The sequence below is a fragment of the Bacillota bacterium genome (assembly GCA_018818595.1).
In the GTDB taxonomy this organism is placed as follows: Bacteria; Bacillota_I; Bacilli_A; order Izemoplasmatales; family Hujiaoplasmataceae; genus JAHIRM01.
Map to the genome: position 1 here is coordinate 1 of JAHIRM010000046.1, position 17,944 is coordinate 17,944.

Consider the following 17,944-nt stretch of genomic DNA (forward strand, 5'->3'; position numbering starts at 1 on the left):
ACACATCTTCGATTAAATCAATTTGATATGTTTGTTTTACTCGTTTTAAAGTTTTTGTGTTAATCACGGTTTTTAACCTCCCTTAAAACAAAAAACTAATCTTGTATAATCACATTTCCTTGTCGTAATATTTTTCGGTTTATAATGTCATAAACCGTTGAAGAAATTCCATTTAAATTTCCTCCATCAATAATATAGTCCACTTTATCTTTAAATCTTAACACATCTTCAAATTTTAAGATAGCGGGTTCACTGGATAAATTTAAACTAGTAACGACCATCGGTCCAAAATGATTTAATATGATTAAAGCATCTTGATGATTTGGAATTCTAATACCTACCGTATTTTGAAAAGCAGTAGCGATGTCTGAGACGTTACTGGATTTCTTTAGAACAAGTGTTAAAGCACCAGGCCAATATTTTTTTGCATAAGGAATAACGTCTTCCACATTTTGAACTAGAGGGTATAAATCAAATAAATTTCCAGCTAAAATTGCCATTGGTTTTGTTTCTTCTCTTTTTTTCAATTCAAAGATTCGTTTCATCGAAGCTTCATCCTTTAACAAACAGCCAACTCCATAAACTGTATCAGTAGGAAAAACAATGATTTTTCCAGTTAAGTCTTGTTTTAATAATCCTTCTGGTTTGATAATCATTTAAATCCCTTCTTTCACAATTGATAAAATTTCTAAAGGATGTTTTACAATGAAAGTCGCTTGTGCATTTTTTAATTCTTCTTCATCACGAAATCCCCATAAGCAACCAACCGAAGAAAGCCCTGCTCTTTTTGCAGTTAATATATCGGTTGAAGTATCACCTACATATAAAATTTCTGACTTTGGAAGGTGTAAAAGACGAATCATTTCCTCTAAAAGTTTTGCATCTGGTTTTGGTAAATAGTGGTCTTTCTTTCCATAAATGTATGTAAAAGGCACTTCTTTAAAAAAGGCTGAAATAACCGAAATGGTATCTTTATCTGGTTTGTTTGATAAAACATTAATTAACACTTTCTCTTGTAGTAAAGCGTCAAGTAATTCTGGAATTCCTTGATATGGAGTTGTTTTGTTTCGTTGCTTTTTTGCATATTCTTGCATATATAATTCTTTCACTTTTGTTTTTATTTCTAAAGATTGATTTGAATGAGTTAATACTCTTTCAACCAAAGCATCAACTCCATCTCCCACAAATAAAAAATAATCCTTTTTGGTAAAGGGAGCTATTCCATATAAAGATAAAACATGATTCATACTATCGCCTAAATCGTCGATGGTATCAAGCAAGGTTCCATCTAAATCAAAAATAACTGCTTTGTATTTGTTCATGATTTCTTCTCCTTATAAATCCAATCGTAGTTGTTCTTGAATCATTCTTTTGATAGGAGCATAACTTAATCTATGAATTTCTGATACTCCCAGTAGTTTTAAAGCATTCATGTGAATTAATGTTGGATACCCTTTATGTTTTTCAAAACCATATCCCGGATATTTAAGAGCCATTTCTTCCATAAATTCATCTCTTGTGACTTTTGCTAAAATACTTGCGGCAGCAATGGAAGCACTCAAAGTATCTCCTTTAATAAGGGGTAAACTTGGAATGGTAATTTCTGTTAAAGGCATGGCATCGCTTAATATGTAGTCAGGTGTTATGTTACATTTTTCAATTGCTAAAAGCATTGCTTTTTTAGATGCTTGGTAGATGTTAATTTTATCAATTTCCTTTTCATTTACAAAAGCAATTCCATAAGCTTTTGCTTTTTCCTTTATTTCTTTTGCTAAATAGTCTCTTTTTTTCTTCGATAGTTGTTTGGAGTCGTTTAATCCATCTATAAAAACATTGGGATCTAAGATAACAGCCCCTGCTACAACTGGTCCGGCTAAAGGACCTCTTCCCGCTTCATCTACTCCACAAATATTTAAAAATCCTTGGTGTAGCAATTCTTTTTCATATTCATACATTGTCTTTCACTTTTTCTAATGATAAATTACCAAAAGCTTGATTTCTAAAATCAAATAAGATTAAATTAAAAACTCGATCAAAATCGATTTCATTTCCTGGAAGCAAACAGCCTCTCATTAATCCAATTGCTTTTAACAATTCGACTGGATGTTCTATATCAATTTGATCTAAATTATAACGATCTTTTAATGCTTGTGGATAATTATTGGCTAAAAATTCAAGTCCAAAAATAGCCACTTCATCCATAGGTAAAATGTTATCTTTAATCGATCCAATCAAAGCTAAATGAAGAGCAACTTCTTTTGACTCAAATTTCGGCCATAGAATTCCTGGATTATCAAGCAATTCTAAATCTTTGCCCGCACGGATATATAACTGCATTTTGGTAATACCAGGCTTGTCTCCTGTTTTTGCCTTATTCTTCCCTGCCAAACGATTGATAAACTGAGACTTCCCAACGTTTGGAATTCCTAAAATCATCGCTCGAAATGGACGACTTTTCATTCCTCTTTTGATTTCTTTCTCACGCAAATTAATGAGTATTTCTTCTGATTTTTTTAAGACGTCGTTTAAAGGATTACCTGTTAACGAATTGGTCGCTAATGCGACAATTCCTAATTTTTTATAGTATTCAATCCATTTTTTCACTTCTGCCGCATCTGCTAAATCGGCCTTATTTAAAAGAACAAGCCGTGGCTTGTCTTTGATCATTTCTTCTATCATCGGATTTTTAGAAGAAATAGGAATTCTTGCGTCGAGTAACTCAAAAACGATATCAACGAGTTTTAATTTTTCTTCTACTTGTCTTCTTGCTTTGGCCATATGGCCTGGAAACCATTGAATTTGTTTCAAATCGTTCACCTCTTTAGGTAATAACTGGACACGCTCCTGAAGCAACTCTAAACACAACTATTCCAATCATGTCTTCAAAAGAAACTAGTCCAAATATTCTCGAATCAGTTGAATTAGTACGATTATCACCTAGAACATAATAATAGCCTTCTTCAATTGTAATGGTGGAAGTAAAATAAGTCGGGTGGGGTAAATCCATATATGTTTCAATTTGAACTCCATTAATAAAAACGCCCTCTTCACTTACCAGTAATGTATCGCCTGGCAGTCCTACAAGCCTTTTGATTAATTTTAAACTGGTATCAGGTTCAAATAATATTACAATATCATCCTTGCTATACTCAGCATCATAGTGGTTGATGATTACATAATCTCCACAATTAAATGTGGGTTGCATAGAAGGTCCAATGACTGTCGCAAAACCAAAGAAAAAACCATTTACAATAATAACAAACACTAAAAATGCTGGTACAACGCCTAATAAATCAAAAGCATTATAATGCTTTTTAAAGGAGTTAAGTGTTAAAAGTTGTTTTTCGATGGGATTTTTTTTTCTTTGAAAGTAAAGATACACAAAAAAGCACATATAAATCAGAGTTCCTGTCATAAAAACATAACTTACAATTCCAAAGAATTGATTTATTGTGTCGGTGTCATCTCCTGATGAACTAAAATTAAAGATAAAAAGTGGCTTAGATTGTAAAATAATGGATAAAATAACAATCACAAAAGCGAAAATAATAAAGCTGATGATTTTTCGAAACGATTTTGTCATCAATTTTTTATTTTCAAGATTTTGCGCTTCGGTATCGATATTTATTTCTACTATTTCTTCGAATTCATCCATTTATATTATGCTCTTCCTACATTCTGTAAAATTTCTTCTAATCGTTCATAACCAATTAAAACTTCTCTTGGCTTAGTACCTGCATTAACCGATACAATTCCATGAAGTTCAAGGGAGCCAACAATTTGAGTAGCCCTGTTAAATCCGATTCCAAATTGTTGCGTTATTTTATTTAAGGAACATCTATCTTCTGACACTACGTATCTTGCGATTTCGCCAAATAATTCATCTAATTCTTGAGACTCTTCCGTACTTTTTGAATGTTCAGTTAATGTTTCGTGAGTAAACATGTATTGAGGATATGCTTGATTTTTAATAAACTCGGTTAATTCTTCAATTTCTTCTGGTGATAAATAAGCTCCTTGAAGGCGTCGAATTAAGCCGTTCTCAGATAAAAGCATATCTCCCTTTCCAAGTAACTTTTCAGCACCTGTCGTGTCTAAAACAACAGAAGAATCGGTTGATGATGGCACTTTAAAAGCAAATCGTGTTGGAATATTAGCTTTAATGGAACCTTTTAAGATATCCGCAGATGGTCTTTGAGTCGCAAGCAATAAGTGAATACCAACTGCTCTTGATTTTTGAGTTAATTTTAAGATGTTATCTTCAATTTCATTTCCACCCGAAATTAATAAATCGGATGCTTCTTCGACGATTACCACAATTCTTGGCATTTTTTCGAATTCGGGATCATCAAATCTTCTTTTATAGTAATCTTTCACATTGACACTTTTAAATTTCTTTAAAACGTCATATCTTCTTTCCATTTCTGTGACCATCCACTTTAACGCTTCAACTGCCATTTTGGATTCATCAATGATAGGAGTCACTAAATGAGGAATGTCTGAGAATTGTTGAAGGTCAACTTTCTTTGGATCAATTAATAAAAGTTTAACTTCATCTGGTTTGTTTTTATAAAGAATACTAGCAATTAAAGAAGCAATACATACAGATTTTCCTGATTGTGTGGACCCTGCAACCAGTCCATGAGGCATAGCTTCAATTGAGGTATAAACTGGATTTGCATCAATATCAAGTCCTATCGCAAGTAAAAGTGGATCTTCTGATTGTAAGAAAACAACATTATCTACTACATCTCCAAAGAATACAGATTCTCTTATTTTATTTGGCACTTCAATTCCTACGGTGTTTTTCCCAGGAATTGGAGCTTCAATCCGCAAAGAAAGAGCAGATAAACTCATTTGGATGTTATCGCTTATAGAAGTGATTTTTTTAGTAGGAACTCCTGCGCCTAAAGAAATTTCATATCTTGTGACGGTAGGCCCTTTTGTATAGTTAGTTACTTCGCCATCAATGTCAAAGGATAATAAGGTTTGATTTATCACATCGATGTTTTCTTTAACCCAAGAAGCCTCCACTCCTGTTTTTGGTTTTGATTTTTTTAGAATACTAATAGGAGGCAAGCAATAATCATCAAATCCGTTGATGATTTGTTTTTTGATTTTTTCTTTTATATCAGTAGGCAAAATAGAAACTTTTTTTACTGTTTTTTCGACGTATTCAAAGTCGTCATCAAACTGAACTTCCTCTTCTTGATTTGCTTTATGAATGGAAACGGTGTTTTCTTGAAATAAAACATCTTCTTCCTCTTCTTCATCAATAGGAGAAAAGCGGTCTATATCTAAAGAGTCTTCTTCTCCATGATTTACAATATCTCGTAACACATCATCTTCCGGAGTGGAAGGCTTTTGTTGTTCTTGTTCGTAATCGGTTGCTTTTTCGAAGAATTCATTTAAAGGAACTTCTTTCACTTTCAAATCTTTTGATAAAGGTTCAGCTGTGTCTTCTGGAACTTCAATTTTTCGTTTCAATAAATCATCAGCGGTTAAATTGCCTGTATGAATATTTGATACATCTTTATTAGTGACTGAGACAAAATCATAATAAGAATCGCCATATCTTTTCTTGGCTTCATCTTTACTTAATTTTTTATGTTTTCGAAATGCATCATATTTTTTATCGATGTCTCCATAGTGTTTCCGATCATTAAAATCAGAGACCTCATCTTTTACAGATTTGCCAAAAATAGGCGAAACAAACTTTTGTTTTTTCGTCTCTTTGTCTTCTAACTTGTTAATTTGAGGAATAAAAAAAGGTCTTGTGTCCTCGGTTCTTGATTTTGCCGGGACGATTCGATCTAATAGCTTCTTTTTCTTAAACAACATATGTTAGACCTCCTAGACTTCTGTTTTTTCGATTTCGCTTTCAACTAGTTCATCAAATTCTTTTTCAAGTAATAAAACGTCGTCTGGTTCTTGGAATAATTTTTTACTATAGATATTATTGGTTTCTTCACCAAAAATGCTTATGATAAACTTACAAACTTCTTTTGTGACCAAGGTAGTAGATGGTTTAATGGCTAATTTACGAAACCAAAAAATCGGATTTGCATAATTTAATACGGTTCTTCCAACCGTATAAAGTTTTGAAATTTTATATTTTTTGTTAAATTTCATTAATTTAGAATTGTCTAAAGCTTTTTTCTTATTTAACAAATTAATAATGGTAGAAATTCGATGATTCTTAAAATGACGTATGAATTTTGAATTCACAAGCGTTTCTATTCTTTTTGTGATATAAAAATTCAAATTCAAAATTTCTTGAACGGATAATTCATACATAGGATACTTTGAATCCGGAAAATAATATTTGGCAATTTCATTCATTAAATCAAAAGACAAATCAAACGCAACTTTAAAATACGCGTTATCTGTTAATTTAACGGTAGAAATTAGTTCTTTTTGTTTTGCCTCAATCATGCTTTCAATGATTTGATCATCAAGAGGTGTTTGTTTCGAAAATTTAATTTTGCTTTTTTTCCTTCTTCCTGTAATTAAGAAGAACGCAACAAACAATGCCAAAAGAACAAACCCAGTAAAAAGTCCTAAAACAAATGTATAAATATCTGGAAGAGTAATCTCTAAAAATTGAATATTAATTGGAAATGCAGTTAAAAAGAAGCTCATATTGTACACCCCTCTATCATACAAATTATACCTTATTTGTGGTGATTAATCAATAATTTATCGTTTGCGTATTTTTGTTGTTTATGAGATAATATTTAAAAGGTGATCTCATGGAAAATTATTTAATTGCTTTGGACTTGGATGGAACACTTCTTTATGACTTCGATTCCTTATCCGAAGAACTTTGTTTGTTTATGAAAAAATTACAAAATCTTGGGCACAAAATTGTTATTGCAACAGGTAGACCTTACAGAAGTTCAAGATTTGTTTACGAACGTTTTGGTTTGGATACGCCTATTATTAATTATAATGGTGGCCTAATTACTCATCCTCACGATAACACCTTTCCTGAAGTTAATTATACCGTAAAAAAAGAAGCAATCATTGATATCTTCGAAAATAATGTAAAACACATTCGAAACGCCTTTAGCGAAGTAAAAGATAATATTTACTTATTTAAAGAAGAAAAAGCAATTGAGCCTTTGCTTCATATCACAAAAGATTCCCTACTTTTTTTAGGGCATTTGAAAGACACCTTAAAAGAAGATCCAAACGGCTTTATTATTATTGGAAAACAAGGTCAAGGAAAACACATAGAAACCTACGTGAACCAACATTATAAAGGGAAAGTCTTATCCAGAATTTGGGATTTAAAGGGCGAATTTGATTCGATTGTTGAAATATTCACCCCTGAATCAAATAAAGGAAAAGGTTTAAAAGTGGTAAGTGAGTTTTTAGGATTTCCACAAGAAAGAGTCATTGCAATAGGCGATGGACATAACGACATCGAAATGATTCAATTTGCTGGCATTGGTGTTGCGGTTAAAAATGCACATCCCGATCTTTTAAAAGTAACTAAAATTATTTTGCCTTTTACTGCAAGAGAAAATGCTGTAACAAGGTACTTAACAGATTTCTTTCATTTATAGAAAAAAGGTGGTTAAATTCTAAAGCCACCTTTTCCTTTGCCTTTTCCTTTTGTATTTGAAGAAGAAAGCCCTTCTCCAGTCGTCATTTTTTCAACAGTATTTGGGTTCATGCCTGATAGTTGTTTCATCATTTTTTGTTGTTTTTCAAGCATTGAAATTAAGCGATTGACTTCCGTTGTGCTTCTTCCAGAACCACTTGCAATTCTATTTCTTCTTGAAGAACTTCGTTCAACTAATTCTGGGTTTTTTCGTTCTTCAATGGTCATGGATTTAATAATAGCTTCTATATACACTAGTTGTTTATCATCTACTTTGTCTTGAGATGCAAGTCCTGACATTCCTGGAAGCATTTTTAAGATACCCGAAAAAGCTCCCATTCGTTTAATCATTTTCATTTGTTTTAGTAAATCGTTGAAATTGAAGTTCCCACTCATCATTTTTTCCATCATGGACATTGCTTCTGTTTCATCAATTTCTTCTGTTGCTTTTTCGATTAAAGATAAAACATCACCCATTCCTAAAATACGAGATGCCATTCTTTCAGGATGAAAAACTTCAATTTCTAATAATTTTTCTCCTGTCCCTGCAAATTTAATTGGAATTCCAGTGACTTTGCGAATAGATAACGCGGCTCCACCCCTTGTATCGCCGTCTAACTTCGTTAAAACGCAACCTGTAACTCCTAAAGCCTTATGAAAGGAAGATGCAACTTCGACCGCATCCTGCCCTGTCATCGCATCTACAGTTAATAAGATTTCATCTGCTTTAGTTATTTTTTTGATTTCTTTTAGTTCATCCATTAATGTCTCATTGATATGAAGCCTACCAGCTGTATCAATAATCACTAAATCATATCCTATTTCTTTTGCATGCTGCAAAGATTCGATAACAATCTTTTGAGGAGAAACTTTATCTCCAAGCTCAAAAACAGGGATATCTAATTGACTACCTATTGTTTTTAATTGTTCAATAGCTGCTGGTCTATAAATATCTGCGGCTACTAGCAAAGGCTTTGATTGATGATTCTTTCTTAAAAGATTTCCAAGTTTTCCTGCAGTAGTTGTTTTTCCTGCACCTTGAAGGCCCACCATCATAATGACAGTGATTCCCATTTCTTTAAATTGAATCTCTTCTGCAACGCTACCCATTAATTTGGTTAATTCATCGCTTACTATTTTGACGACTTGTTGACCTGGATTTAATCCTTTTAAGATTTTTTCTCCAAGAGAAATCGCTTTTACTTCTTCTGTAAATTCTTTTACTACTTTGTAATTCACATCGGCCTCAAGTAAAGAAAGACGAATCTCTCTCATCATTTCTTCGATATCTGTTTCCGTTAATTTTGCTTTTCCAGATATTCGTCTTAACGCCATTTGAATGCGACTTGTTAGATTTTCAAAAGCCATTTTGTTCACTCAACCTTTTCTAATTCTTTTACTAAAGCTAAAACGGTTTCTTCTTTTGTTAAATCATAAAACTTTGTATAAAGTTCTTTTCTTATTTGTCCTTTTTCAAAATTATGTAAAACTTCTTCATAGTGTTCCAAATGATTAATCACTATTTTTAACTGCTCATGAACTGCATTTCTGCTCACGTCTAAAAGCGTTGCAATTTCAGATAACGAGTAATCATCTAAATAATAGTATTCAAAATACATTCTTTGTTTTTCAGTTAACAAAAGATTGTAATGGTCATATAATTTGTGTAACCGAATTTTATCTTCAACCATTTGTTCCATAGATGCCTCCTTATTCAAAAAAATCCGCAAAAAGTCCGTAAATATAATCTTCAATATCAAAATAATCGATATCTGTTATTTTTTCACCTAAACCTACAAAGCTTATTGGTATTCCAAGTTCTTGACGGATGGCTAAGACAATGCCACCTTTTGCGGTTCCATCCAATTTGGTTAGAACAATTCCTGATACTTTACACACTTCATGAAAGATTTTTGCTTGAGACAATCCGTTTTGTCCGGTAGTCGCATCAATAACTAAATATGTTTCATAAATTTGATTTGGAAGTTCTCTTTGAATGGTACGATTTATTTTATCAAGTTCTTTCATTAAATTCACTTTATTTTGTAGCCTTCCAGCTGTATCAATTAACAAAACATCCATTCCTTGTTTTTTTGCTTCTTTTAAGGAATCAAAAATAACACTTGAAGGATCAGATCCTGCCACTTTAGAAATAACTTCACAACCAACTCGTTCTCCCCAAATTTTTAATTGATTAATAGCTCCTGCACGAAAGGTATCTCCTGCGGCCATCATTACTTTTTTGCCTTCATTTTTAATTTTATAAGCTAATTTACCGATGGAGGTTGTTTTTCCAGTTCCGTTCACTCCAACAAATAGTATCACTGTTAGTCCTAAAGGATTGTATCTGATGTTTGTATTAATAATCTCATTTTTTAAGTACAAATCAAACATTTTATCTACTATCACGTTTTCAAGTTGAATTGGATTTTCGATTTTTAGTTTTTTTACTTCTTCTTTTAAAGAAATAATAAAAGAAACAACCGTGTTTACTCCAATATCTGCCATTATAAAGATTTCTTCTAATTTATCAAATAAAGCATTGTCAACTTTTTTTGAAGAAAGCAAAACATCTTTTAAAGAAGAAAGCGAACCGCTTCTTGTTTTTGACATGCCAATTTTATATTTTTGAGCTTTTAAATTCTTTTCTTTTGATGAAAAGAGTTTTTGAAATAATCCCATTCAATACCTCCCAAATAATTCCCTTGTATTATATCATATTCTTTTAGAACTTTCTTCAAATTTGTAAGAAAAAATAATCCGTCTTCCTCACTGGAAAGACGGATTTTAAATCTTTAATCGCTTAACTCTATTCTTGTTTTATTTTTGGTCTTCCATAGCCGCATCCATCAAAATCAATACATTTAATGGATAAGTCTGGCATTTCAACTAATGCCTTGTTGCAAGTAGGGCATAATTCTTTCGTTGGCTTATATGAAGCAATGAATTTGCACTTTGGATAATTGTTACATGCATAAAATTGGTTGCCTCTGTTTTTTCCTTTTCGAGCGGTTCTTAAAACAATGTGTCCTGTTTTACATTCCGGGCAAACAACACCGGTATCCAAAGGTTGTTCTTTTTCTTTTCCTGGTTGAGGTTTGATGTATTTACATTTTGGGAAATTGGAACACGCTTCAAAATCACCATATTTTCCTTGTCTAAACACCATTTTATGTCCACAATTTGGGCATAATTCTCCTGTTTCTTTTGGCTGTTCTTTCACCATATCTTTACTTGCATTTTCAACCAAAGGGATAAAATAATTATAAAAATCACGAATAACTTTTAATTGCAGTTCATCGCCACTTGCTATTTTATCTAAAACGTCTTCCATTTCTTTTGAGTAACTCACGCTGATAAACTCATGAAAGAATTCATCAAGTTTTTCAATCGTCATTGTTCCTTGTTCTGTTGGGACAAACTTTTTTTCTGTATAAGATACGTATCTTCTGTTTTTAATCGTTAAAATCGTTTGTGCATACGTCGAAGGTCTACCAATTCCTAATTCTTCCATTTCTTTAATAAGTCTTGCCTCATTAAATCTTGGTGGCGGAGTTGTAAAGTTTTGAATTTTTTTAACTTCATTTGCATGTAATATTTGATTTTCTACCACTTTAGGAATGTTTGAATTTTCTTCTTCATCTGGCGTATTAAATTTAGAATATAATTTCAGATACCCATCAAATACTTGGATGGATCCCGTGATACGAAATAATGCATCGTTGTTTTCAATTGAAATGGTGGTTTGATCGTTTAAAGCTGGTTTCATGATTGAAGCAATCGCTCTTGCATAAATCATGTAATAAAGATTGTACTCTTCTTTTGTTAAGAATCCTTTAATTGATTCTGGAGTTCTAAAAGCGCTTGTAGGACGTATGGCTTCATGTGCATCTTGAACATTATTTTTTGTTTTAAATTTTTTAGCGTGACCCACATAGTCTTTACCATATGTTTTTAAAATATAGGTACTTGCTTGATTTGTAAATGTTTCGGATAAACGAATAGAATCCGTTCTCATATAAGTGATTAATCCGGTCGTTTCATTTCCTATATGAATTCCTTCATAAAGTCTTTGAGCTATCTGCATGGTTTTCGAAGAAGATAGTCCATACTTATTTGAAGCATCTTGTTGAAGAGTTGAAGTAATAAAGGGCGGTTTACTAAAAATGGTTTTTCTTTGTGTCTCTACCGAAGAAACGATGTATTCTTCTCCTAAAGAATTCACAACTTCATTTGCTTTTTCAATGGTTGGAAGTTTAGCAAGTTTTCCTTTGTATTTTGAAAGCTTTGCTTCAAAATCTTCAAAAACTGCATATATTTCATAGTACTCTTCAATCACAAAACGTTCAATTTCTTTTTCTTTATCAACTATTAATTTTAAAGCAGCACTTTGAACTCTTCCTGCTGATTTTGATTTAATTTTGCTTTGTAATAATTTGCTTAATTTAAATCCAATAATTCGATCTAAAATCCGTCTGGTCTCTTGGCTTGAAACCAAATCATAATCAATGGCTTTTGGTTCTTTAAAGGCTTGAAGAATCGCATCTCTTGTTATTTCATTAAAAATAACTCTTTTTACGATTTTATCTTTTACATCAAGCGTATCTAATAGATGCCAACTAATGGCTTCTCCTTCTCTGTCAGGGTCTGTCGCAAGATAGACTTCTTTCACGTTTTTTAACGCTTGATTTAAATCTTTTACGAGACTTTTCTTATCTGGAAGAATTTTATAAACGGGTGTAAAGTCATTTTCAATATCAATTCCTAGCCCACCAACTCCAGAAATCGCAAGATCTCTTATGTGTCCTTTGGATGATTTAACTTGATAATCTTTTCCTAAATATTGCTCAATTGTCTTTGATTTAGAAGGAGACTCAACGATTACTAATTTATCGGCCATGAATATTACCTCATTTCAGTATGTAAGTATACTCACATCTTAAGAACTTGTCAACCAATTTTATTTGAAAAAATCGTGAGGCTTTTCCTTAATAATTATATTATTAAAAAAAATCAGGTTTTTAAGAGAAGATATTCCTTAAGATAATTTCTTTCTATAATAGAGAGAAAAATGATGATTTTTGATGACTTTCTATTTTTGAAAAAAAACTCCCGAAGAATCGGGAGTCAATAGTCAGGAGGATTTGGTCTTACAACAAGTTGCCAGACCAAATCATGAAAGCTTAAAACAAAATCTATCTTCCTTCAGAAAGAGTGTTAAAAAGATTGCTATAGTTATTCAATTTATATGAAGGAAAGGCTTGGTATTCTTGAACGCTTTTGAAAATTTTAGCTTTGTCGTTAAAACCAAAGAACACTTCTGCTTGATCTAATGCTAATACATTTAAATACATAGCAGTTTCATCATCTAGTTCAAATATATTATAAGTATAGGAATCCTTTTTATCAAAGTAATCATCGAAAGTATCTGAATTCACATTTACTTCGTATGGCATAAAATACTTGATTGGGACTCTACTTGGATTGATGAATTGATTTTTTCTTTCAAATAGAATGGAGTTTTCATTCAATTTTTTAAATAGTGGATGAATCAAAACAATCATAAAGTCTTGCAATAAAGGAAACATCCAAAAGTTTTCATGAAAAATGTTTGCTTCTCGGTATGATTGGAAAAGACCATTAAAAATAACATCGTTTCGTTTGGCTAAAGAAATTTTTTCTTCAACTAATTTATAAAGGAATCCAGCTTTTGTATACATAGGAACTTTTCCAGTACTGAAATCGTATGCTTTTAATTTGTCTCTTTCACTTACTGAATACACATCTGGCAAAACAAAATCAACTTTTTTGCTTGTTTTCCAGAATCCAAGATAGGCACTATTTAGTAAATACCAGTAATGAAATAAAAGATAAGAACAATTTGGGTGCTTTGGAATATTTTCAAACTTTGTTGTAATAATTATTTTGATATCTTCGGTAATTCTATCTTTTTCAGAATACTTAGATACATCTTTAAATTTACGCTCATGATTGGTTAACCCAAGATATTGTTGCTCGTAAAAATAGATGTCATCAATTGAAAAATTACCAACAGGTTTCCGGATCAGGAAGGAGAGAAGAAAACGCCTTACCTCATTTAATTCGTCGCAATTAAGGGTAATTGAATCTTCGGTTTTTCGGAATTTATGTTCATAGACTGGGAGGAATTCCTGTTCTAGACTCTGATTTAAACTATTCGCCAAAAAAGAAGTTTCTTTATCGTTTTCGTTCCATCCTAAACTGTTTTGTCCGTATGCTTTCGATGAAGAGATCAAATTACAATCATTGTCTTCAATGTTGTACTTCCAAATTAAATTTTCTTGACTTGTGCCGCTTTTTCTTTCAATCGAAAAGTTATTTAAAATAAACTTAGGAATGAAGCGGTTATTTGCTAACTCTGGCATAAAGTACCTCCTAAAAACAATAACGTTATCCTGTATAATTCCGCCCTGTTTTTTTATTGTTCTTTTTGTTGTGATCTATATCCTTGCATCGTTGTAATATGGTATTTAAACCCTTATTCGTTATAATCTACTATTACACAACTTGAATAAAATACATTTGTTCGTAAGTAATCAGTTCATCCCCAACATAGAAGGAAGAGATTAATTTGACTTCATGAATCCCGATGGTTGAAAATTGTAACGTTTTTTCAACAGAAAGAGAATCTGATGGTAACAAGTATCCACTGTGTCCAATAGAGAATGTAACAACTTCAGCTGGATTCTCTCCATCAACATAAACAGAAATGATATTATATCCGTATTCTATTTTTTGAAAATTGTATGAAACATTTTTAATTTCAGCATTTAATGTAAAATCAGTATTTAAAGCAACTACATCGGGAACTGTCCCTACATTTAATTCAAATGCTGATGTATTTTCTGAAACCATTCCTCCTAAAAAGAAATAGGAAACAATAAGTAATAAGAAAACTAATAGTTTAGAATTTTTCATCATTTTCACCTCATTACCCTTTTAATAAAGGTAGTAATTCGTTGTCAAAATTGGTAATACATTTAAAGCGGCCATTATTGAAGTAACTCTACATCCAACACCATAAGATCCATCACTTGGAGCTGCAAAATTAATGGCGATTAAGATATGTGTTGCGCCTCTTGTTCCATAAGAAATCCATACTGGTCCGCCACTATCTCCAGGAAGAGTTTGATTTGAATATTTAAGAACATTTGTATATACCGTACCATCTACAGTTACAGAGTACGAAGTATATAATACGACTCCAGAGGTATAATCAGATGTATATCCGATTTTATAAGTCGGTGCGCCTTCTACAATGTAATAATCTACGCCTATCGTTGATAGATAGGTAAGAGAATCTCCATCATCATAGATAGCTTCATATGTATCTAACCACGTAACGGTTGATGTATTGGTAAATGGAATGAACGCAGCGTCAGCTTCCCCACCAAAAATTCGTTTTGATGCTTGACCCATTGCTTTTCCATTATAGTAATACATTGTCTCGCCTTCTGCAGCCACATGAGAATTAGTAACAACTCCTAATTTCCCTGTACTTAAATCTACAGCATTAAATCCAACCGTACCGTAACTCTTAAATAGATTAAATAATCCAAGTTTATAATAGATTCCTCCGCCACTGTAAGCATAATAAGCTGTAGTATACTCTACTTCCAAATCAACAATAAATTCTATTGAATCTTGCGTGAAATTATCAATACTCTCATTTAAAAAATCAATGATTGCTTCAATATCGGTATTGGCATAAACAGTTATTTCAACTTTATTTGTCGCTTGTTTAATGCCGACACTAATTATATTTAAAATAAAATATTGATCAGATAACTCATCAGATATCATGTCAAGCTCTGAATAAGAATAATCTTGAACCATATAAATTATTTCAGAAGAGACAGTTGTTGAATCTGCGTCTTTTGTCTTTGATTCTTTAATTTTTTCATCTAATTTCAATTTAAAATTATGTGAAGCTTCTTGTGAACTAAAAGAAATTACTAAATTTCCATCCTCATTAATAAAAGAACCTGAATATTCGTTTGGTAATTTCTCTTTGCTATTTTGGCTTTTTGCTTCTTCAATCAACAGCTTCATCATAACTTTATGATTGTCCATACTCTCTGTTGACTTGATTAAATACTCTTCCCCAAAATTTGCAATAGATTGTTTTTCAATTGAATCAGCGCTTACAAAACTTCCTGATGCAAAAAGAGTGACACAGATAACGCTAAGAATTAAGATAAATAATTTTTTCATGAAATCCTCCTTAAAGATTTTGTAAAATAAGAATGTAATTTACATTTTTATTTAATTATATTTTTGTTTCACCTTCGATTTAATTAAATTTTATTTCTTTTCATTTTGATATACATAACAAGTTGATAAATAAAGAACACAAATAACAAAAATCCAATGATGAAAAAGGTTGTGATGCTTGTAATAAAATTGCTATAGTTAAGATCGTTTGCTAATCCACCAAGATTTGAAACTAACAAAAAGGCCGCATTCGATAGAGTAACTAAAGAAGCAATCCCTAGGAAAATCATATTTAAAAAAACAAAAGATAGTCTACGGTTAGAATTATTACTGTCATCATCTGTTGAAAAAGAAATCTTTTCCTTGATTTCTAATAATGTAAATGGTGTAGGAAAGTTTGTATTAAAATCCTTAGTATATCTTCTTTGTAGTTTTTTCATAATTTTCACTTCGTTCCTTCATAATATTTTTTAATTTTCTTTTTTGCTACATAGAATGCTTTAGTAACTATACTCATGCTTTGTCCTGTTTCTTCTGAAATTTGTTTAAAAGAATAATTAAAGACAAAATGTAGTGTAACAACATAATTCTCAAAATTATTTAAATACCCATTGAATTCGAAGATTGGAACATTTAAATTTGTTGACTCGTCCTCGATTGTTTCAAGTTCTATATTACTTTGATTTAAATGTTTCGATTCTTTTCTTAAATAATTTTTCGTTATGTTTTTTGCAAGTTGAATGAACCAATAGTGAAATGTAGATGGGTTATTCAACTGGTGAACCTTTTCGAACATCTTAATGAATGATTCTTGCAATAAATCTTCAGTAGTAGTTCGACTATTTACCATAGTATAAATGATATAAAAAATTAATTTGTGATACTTGTAATATACTTCATTAAACGCTTCTTCTTTTCCTAATTTTAATTCTTCGATAATACTTGCCGGTATTCTCACAAACATCCCCCTTAAAGCCTTACAAGCACTTTTCACTAAATAAGACACAAATTTTTGCGTTTTTTTGCCAAATATATTTTTTTATTTTATAATTCGGTGCTTTATGGCGCAAAACACAAAATTATTGTATCAATGTTACCGCTATGATACAAGTGGTTTTATTATTTAATGTTTTACTATAACGCAAAAAAAGTAGTCTAATAAATGTCAGACTACTTAAAATTGGTATTAAAAAAATTAGGAATGAATATTTAAGGTATCTTGATTTTGCTTTTTATATAAAATGTACTCAAATCCAAAATGAACAATAAAAAACAGGATGGCAAAACAAGAGGAATACCATATTACAAATTGTTCTGCGTCAAAAAAGTAGCGGAAAAATAATGCCATACATGAAACAAGTATAAATAATGAGTTTTTATAAAACCGATAATCTTCAATAACTGCATTGGCTTTTTTTAGTAAAATAGTTTTGTGAATTACATAGACTACTCCAAAAAGAAAAATTACACCGTAAATACAATTAGTAATTTCAGGATAAATATGCGACAAGATAATGGTTGAAAAAAAGATAAACAAATGAACTCCGTGTAATATTGTTCTAATTTTCGATTCATTTTTACAACAAAAATTAAATGTAATCGTAATTAAATAAGCTATACAAGTCATTATCATTAGAGTTTTTGATTCGCAAATAATAAGTGCTAGCCATAAATCAGTTTTTACAAATGTCATTAGCAAAATAGAAACCATTAGCATAACATAAAGTAAAACTTGATTATTTATTTTTCTTGAAAGAATATTTTTATAAACAGACTTTTCGTGAAAATAGTCAAACATTCTTGCAATCCATAAGTACATCGAGTAGGAGACAATTGATAATAATATATCATCTAGATAATCAGAAAAAACAAAATTAATAAATCCTGATTGTAATACTACAATTTGTTGAAAATAATTAAAAGATAGAATCAGTTGTTCAAAAATGTATCTAGGAAAAAGCAAAAAAGCACATAATAAAATAACCTTAACAATAATAGATGTCGCTCTAAAAATTTCAGTCTTATCTAAATCATCATAATTACATTCATATAAAAATTGATTTCTGCGAAAAACATATAAAA

General features: G+C 31.2%; 18 protein-coding genes. 1 reads left to right on the forward strand and 17 read right to left on the reverse strand.

Annotated features, from left to right (window positions below; genetic code table 11):
* Positions 1-95 precede the first annotated feature (95 nt).
* From KJ971_07490 to KJ971_07520, 7 genes are read right to left on the reverse strand one after another with little or no spacing between them, the layout of a single operon-like run.
* Positions 96-656: a threonylcarbamoyl-AMP synthase gene (locus KJ971_07490; GenBank protein ID MBU1145673.1), complete on the reverse strand. Its 561-nt coding sequence runs from the start codon at positions 654-656 to the stop codon at positions 96-98.
* Positions 657-1,322 carry an HAD family hydrolase gene (locus tag KJ971_07495; GenBank protein MBU1145674.1) on the reverse strand — a complete coding sequence of 222 codons (666 nt, stop codon included), beginning with the start codon at positions 1,320-1,322 and terminating at the stop codon, positions 657-659.
* Between the two features lie 12 nt (positions 1,323-1,334).
* Positions 1,335-1,955, reverse strand: a complete 621-nt coding sequence (locus KJ971_07500; GenBank protein ID MBU1145675.1) for a ribonuclease HII — start codon at positions 1,953-1,955, stop codon at positions 1,335-1,337.
* Positions 1,948-2,778 (reverse strand): ribosome biogenesis GTPase YlqF, encoded by an 831-nt coding sequence (gene ylqF, locus KJ971_07505; GenBank protein MBU1145676.1) that lies wholly within the window; start codon positions 2,776-2,778, stop codon positions 1,948-1,950. The genes KJ971_07500 and ylqF overlap by 8 nt, the downstream gene beginning before the upstream one ends.
* 43 nt (positions 2,779-2,821) lie before the next feature.
* On the reverse strand, positions 2,822-3,655 hold the full coding sequence (gene lepB, locus KJ971_07510; protein MBU1145677.1) for a signal peptidase I: 834 nt from the start codon (positions 3,653-3,655) through the stop codon (positions 2,822-2,824).
* Positions 3,656-3,660: 5 nt separating this feature from the next.
* Entirely contained in the window at positions 3,661-5,841 is a 2,181-nt protein-coding gene (locus KJ971_07515; GenBank protein MBU1145678.1) for a DNA translocase FtsK, read from the reverse strand.
* A gap of 12 nt (positions 5,842-5,853) precedes the next feature.
* Positions 5,854-6,642 carry a hypothetical protein gene (locus tag KJ971_07520; protein MBU1145679.1) on the reverse strand — a complete coding sequence of 263 codons (789 nt, stop codon included), beginning with the start codon at positions 6,640-6,642 and terminating at the stop codon, positions 5,854-5,856.
* 110 nt (positions 6,643-6,752) lie between these two features.
* On the opposite strand from KJ971_07520, the gene KJ971_07525 reads away from it, so the two are divergent.
* A complete protein-coding gene (locus tag KJ971_07525) occupies positions 6,753-7,571 on the forward strand; it encodes an HAD family hydrolase (GenBank protein MBU1145680.1) in 819 nt (272 codons plus the stop codon).
* Between the two features lie 11 nt (positions 7,572-7,582).
* Here KJ971_07525 and ffh read toward each other — a convergent pair whose 3' ends face one another.
* From ffh to KJ971_07575, 10 genes are all read right to left on the reverse strand, one after another.
* Positions 7,583-8,977, reverse strand: coding sequence for a signal recognition particle protein (ffh, locus tag KJ971_07530; GenBank protein ID MBU1145681.1), 1,395 nt, complete (start codon positions 8,975-8,977; stop codon positions 7,583-7,585).
* Positions 8,978-8,982: 5 nt separating this feature from the next.
* A complete protein-coding gene (locus KJ971_07535; GenBank protein MBU1145682.1) occupies positions 8,983-9,300 on the reverse strand; it encodes a hypothetical protein in 318 nt (105 codons plus the stop codon).
* A gap of 19 nt (positions 9,301-9,319) precedes the next feature.
* Positions 9,320-10,291 carry a signal recognition particle-docking protein FtsY gene (gene ftsY, locus KJ971_07540; protein MBU1145683.1) on the reverse strand — a complete coding sequence of 324 codons (972 nt, stop codon included), beginning with the start codon at positions 10,289-10,291 and terminating at the stop codon, positions 9,320-9,322.
* A gap of 127 nt (positions 10,292-10,418) precedes the next feature.
* On the reverse strand, positions 10,419-12,509 hold the full coding sequence (gene topA / locus KJ971_07545; GenBank protein MBU1145684.1) for a type I DNA topoisomerase: 2,091 nt from the start codon (positions 12,507-12,509) through the stop codon (positions 10,419-10,421).
* Between the two features lie 295 nt (positions 12,510-12,804).
* Positions 12,805-14,013, reverse strand: coding sequence for a DUF4238 domain-containing protein (locus KJ971_07550; GenBank protein MBU1145685.1), 1,209 nt, complete (start codon positions 14,011-14,013; stop codon positions 12,805-12,807).
* 133 nt (positions 14,014-14,146) lie between these two features.
* Positions 14,147-14,566 carry a hypothetical protein gene (locus KJ971_07555; protein MBU1145686.1) on the reverse strand — a complete coding sequence of 140 codons (420 nt, stop codon included), beginning with the start codon at positions 14,564-14,566 and terminating at the stop codon, positions 14,147-14,149.
* Positions 14,567-14,587: 21 nt separating this feature from the next.
* Positions 14,588-15,862: a S1 family peptidase gene (locus tag KJ971_07560; protein MBU1145687.1), complete on the reverse strand. Its 1,275-nt coding sequence runs from the start codon at positions 15,860-15,862 to the stop codon at positions 14,588-14,590.
* Positions 15,863-15,945: 83 nt separating this feature from the next.
* Positions 15,946-16,302: a hypothetical protein gene (locus KJ971_07565; GenBank protein ID MBU1145688.1), complete on the reverse strand. Its 357-nt coding sequence runs from the start codon at positions 16,300-16,302 to the stop codon at positions 15,946-15,948.
* A 5-nt stretch (positions 16,303-16,307) separates the two neighbouring features.
* Positions 16,308-16,820: a sigma-70 family RNA polymerase sigma factor gene (locus tag KJ971_07570; GenBank protein MBU1145689.1), complete on the reverse strand. Its 513-nt coding sequence runs from the start codon at positions 16,818-16,820 to the stop codon at positions 16,308-16,310.
* A gap of 237 nt (positions 16,821-17,057) precedes the next feature.
* Positions 17,058-17,944: hypothetical protein (locus KJ971_07575; GenBank protein ID MBU1145690.1), on the reverse strand; the 887-nt coding region annotated here is incomplete at its 5' end.

What these genes read in the sequence shown, in the direction of transcription:
- KJ971_07490 (MBU1145673.1), bottom strand. Translation starts at nt 656, where the DNA reads ATGATTATCAAACCAGAAGGATTATTAAAACAAGACTTAACTGGAAAA.
- KJ971_07495 (MBU1145674.1), bottom strand. Translation starts at nt 1,322, where the DNA reads ATGAACAAATACAAAGCAGTTATTTTTGATTTAGATGGAACCTTGCTT.
- KJ971_07500 (MBU1145675.1), bottom strand. Translation starts at nt 1,955, where the DNA reads ATGTATGAATATGAAAAAGAATTGCTACACCAAGGATTTTTAAATATT.
- ylqF (MBU1145676.1), bottom strand. Translation starts at nt 2,778, where the DNA reads ATGGCCAAAGCAAGAAGACAAGTAGAAGAAAAATTAAAACTCGTTGAT.
- lepB (MBU1145677.1), bottom strand. Translation starts at nt 3,655, where the DNA reads ATGGATGAATTCGAAGAAATAGTAGAAATAAATATCGATACCGAAGCG.
- KJ971_07515 (MBU1145678.1), bottom strand. Translation starts at nt 5,841, where the DNA reads ATGTTGTTTAAGAAAAAGAAGCTATTAGATCGAATCGTCCCGGCAAAA.
- KJ971_07520 (MBU1145679.1), bottom strand. Translation starts at nt 6,642, where the DNA reads ATGAGCTTCTTTTTAACTGCATTTCCAATTAATATTCAATTTTTAGAG.
- KJ971_07525 (MBU1145680.1), top strand. Translation starts at nt 6,753, where the DNA reads ATGGAAAATTATTTAATTGCTTTGGACTTGGATGGAACACTTCTTTAT.
- ffh (MBU1145681.1), bottom strand. Translation starts at nt 8,977, where the DNA reads ATGGCTTTTGAAAATCTAACAAGTCGCATTCAAATGGCGTTAAGACGA.
- KJ971_07535 (MBU1145682.1), bottom strand. Translation starts at nt 9,300, where the DNA reads ATGGTTGAAGATAAAATTCGGTTACACAAATTATATGACCATTACAAT.
- ftsY (MBU1145683.1), bottom strand. Translation starts at nt 10,291, where the DNA reads ATGGGATTATTTCAAAAACTCTTTTCATCAAAAGAAAAGAATTTAAAA.
- topA (MBU1145684.1), bottom strand. Translation starts at nt 12,509, where the DNA reads ATGGCCGATAAATTAGTAATCGTTGAGTCTCCTTCTAAATCAAAGACA.
- KJ971_07550 (MBU1145685.1), bottom strand. Translation starts at nt 14,013, where the DNA reads ATGCCAGAGTTAGCAAATAACCGCTTCATTCCTAAGTTTATTTTAAAT.
- KJ971_07555 (MBU1145686.1), bottom strand. Translation starts at nt 14,566, where the DNA reads ATGAAAAATTCTAAACTATTAGTTTTCTTATTACTTATTGTTTCCTAT.
- KJ971_07560 (MBU1145687.1), bottom strand. Translation starts at nt 15,862, where the DNA reads ATGAAAAAATTATTTATCTTAATTCTTAGCGTTATCTGTGTCACTCTT.
- KJ971_07565 (MBU1145688.1), bottom strand. Translation starts at nt 16,302, where the DNA reads ATGAAAAAACTACAAAGAAGATATACTAAGGATTTTAATACAAACTTT.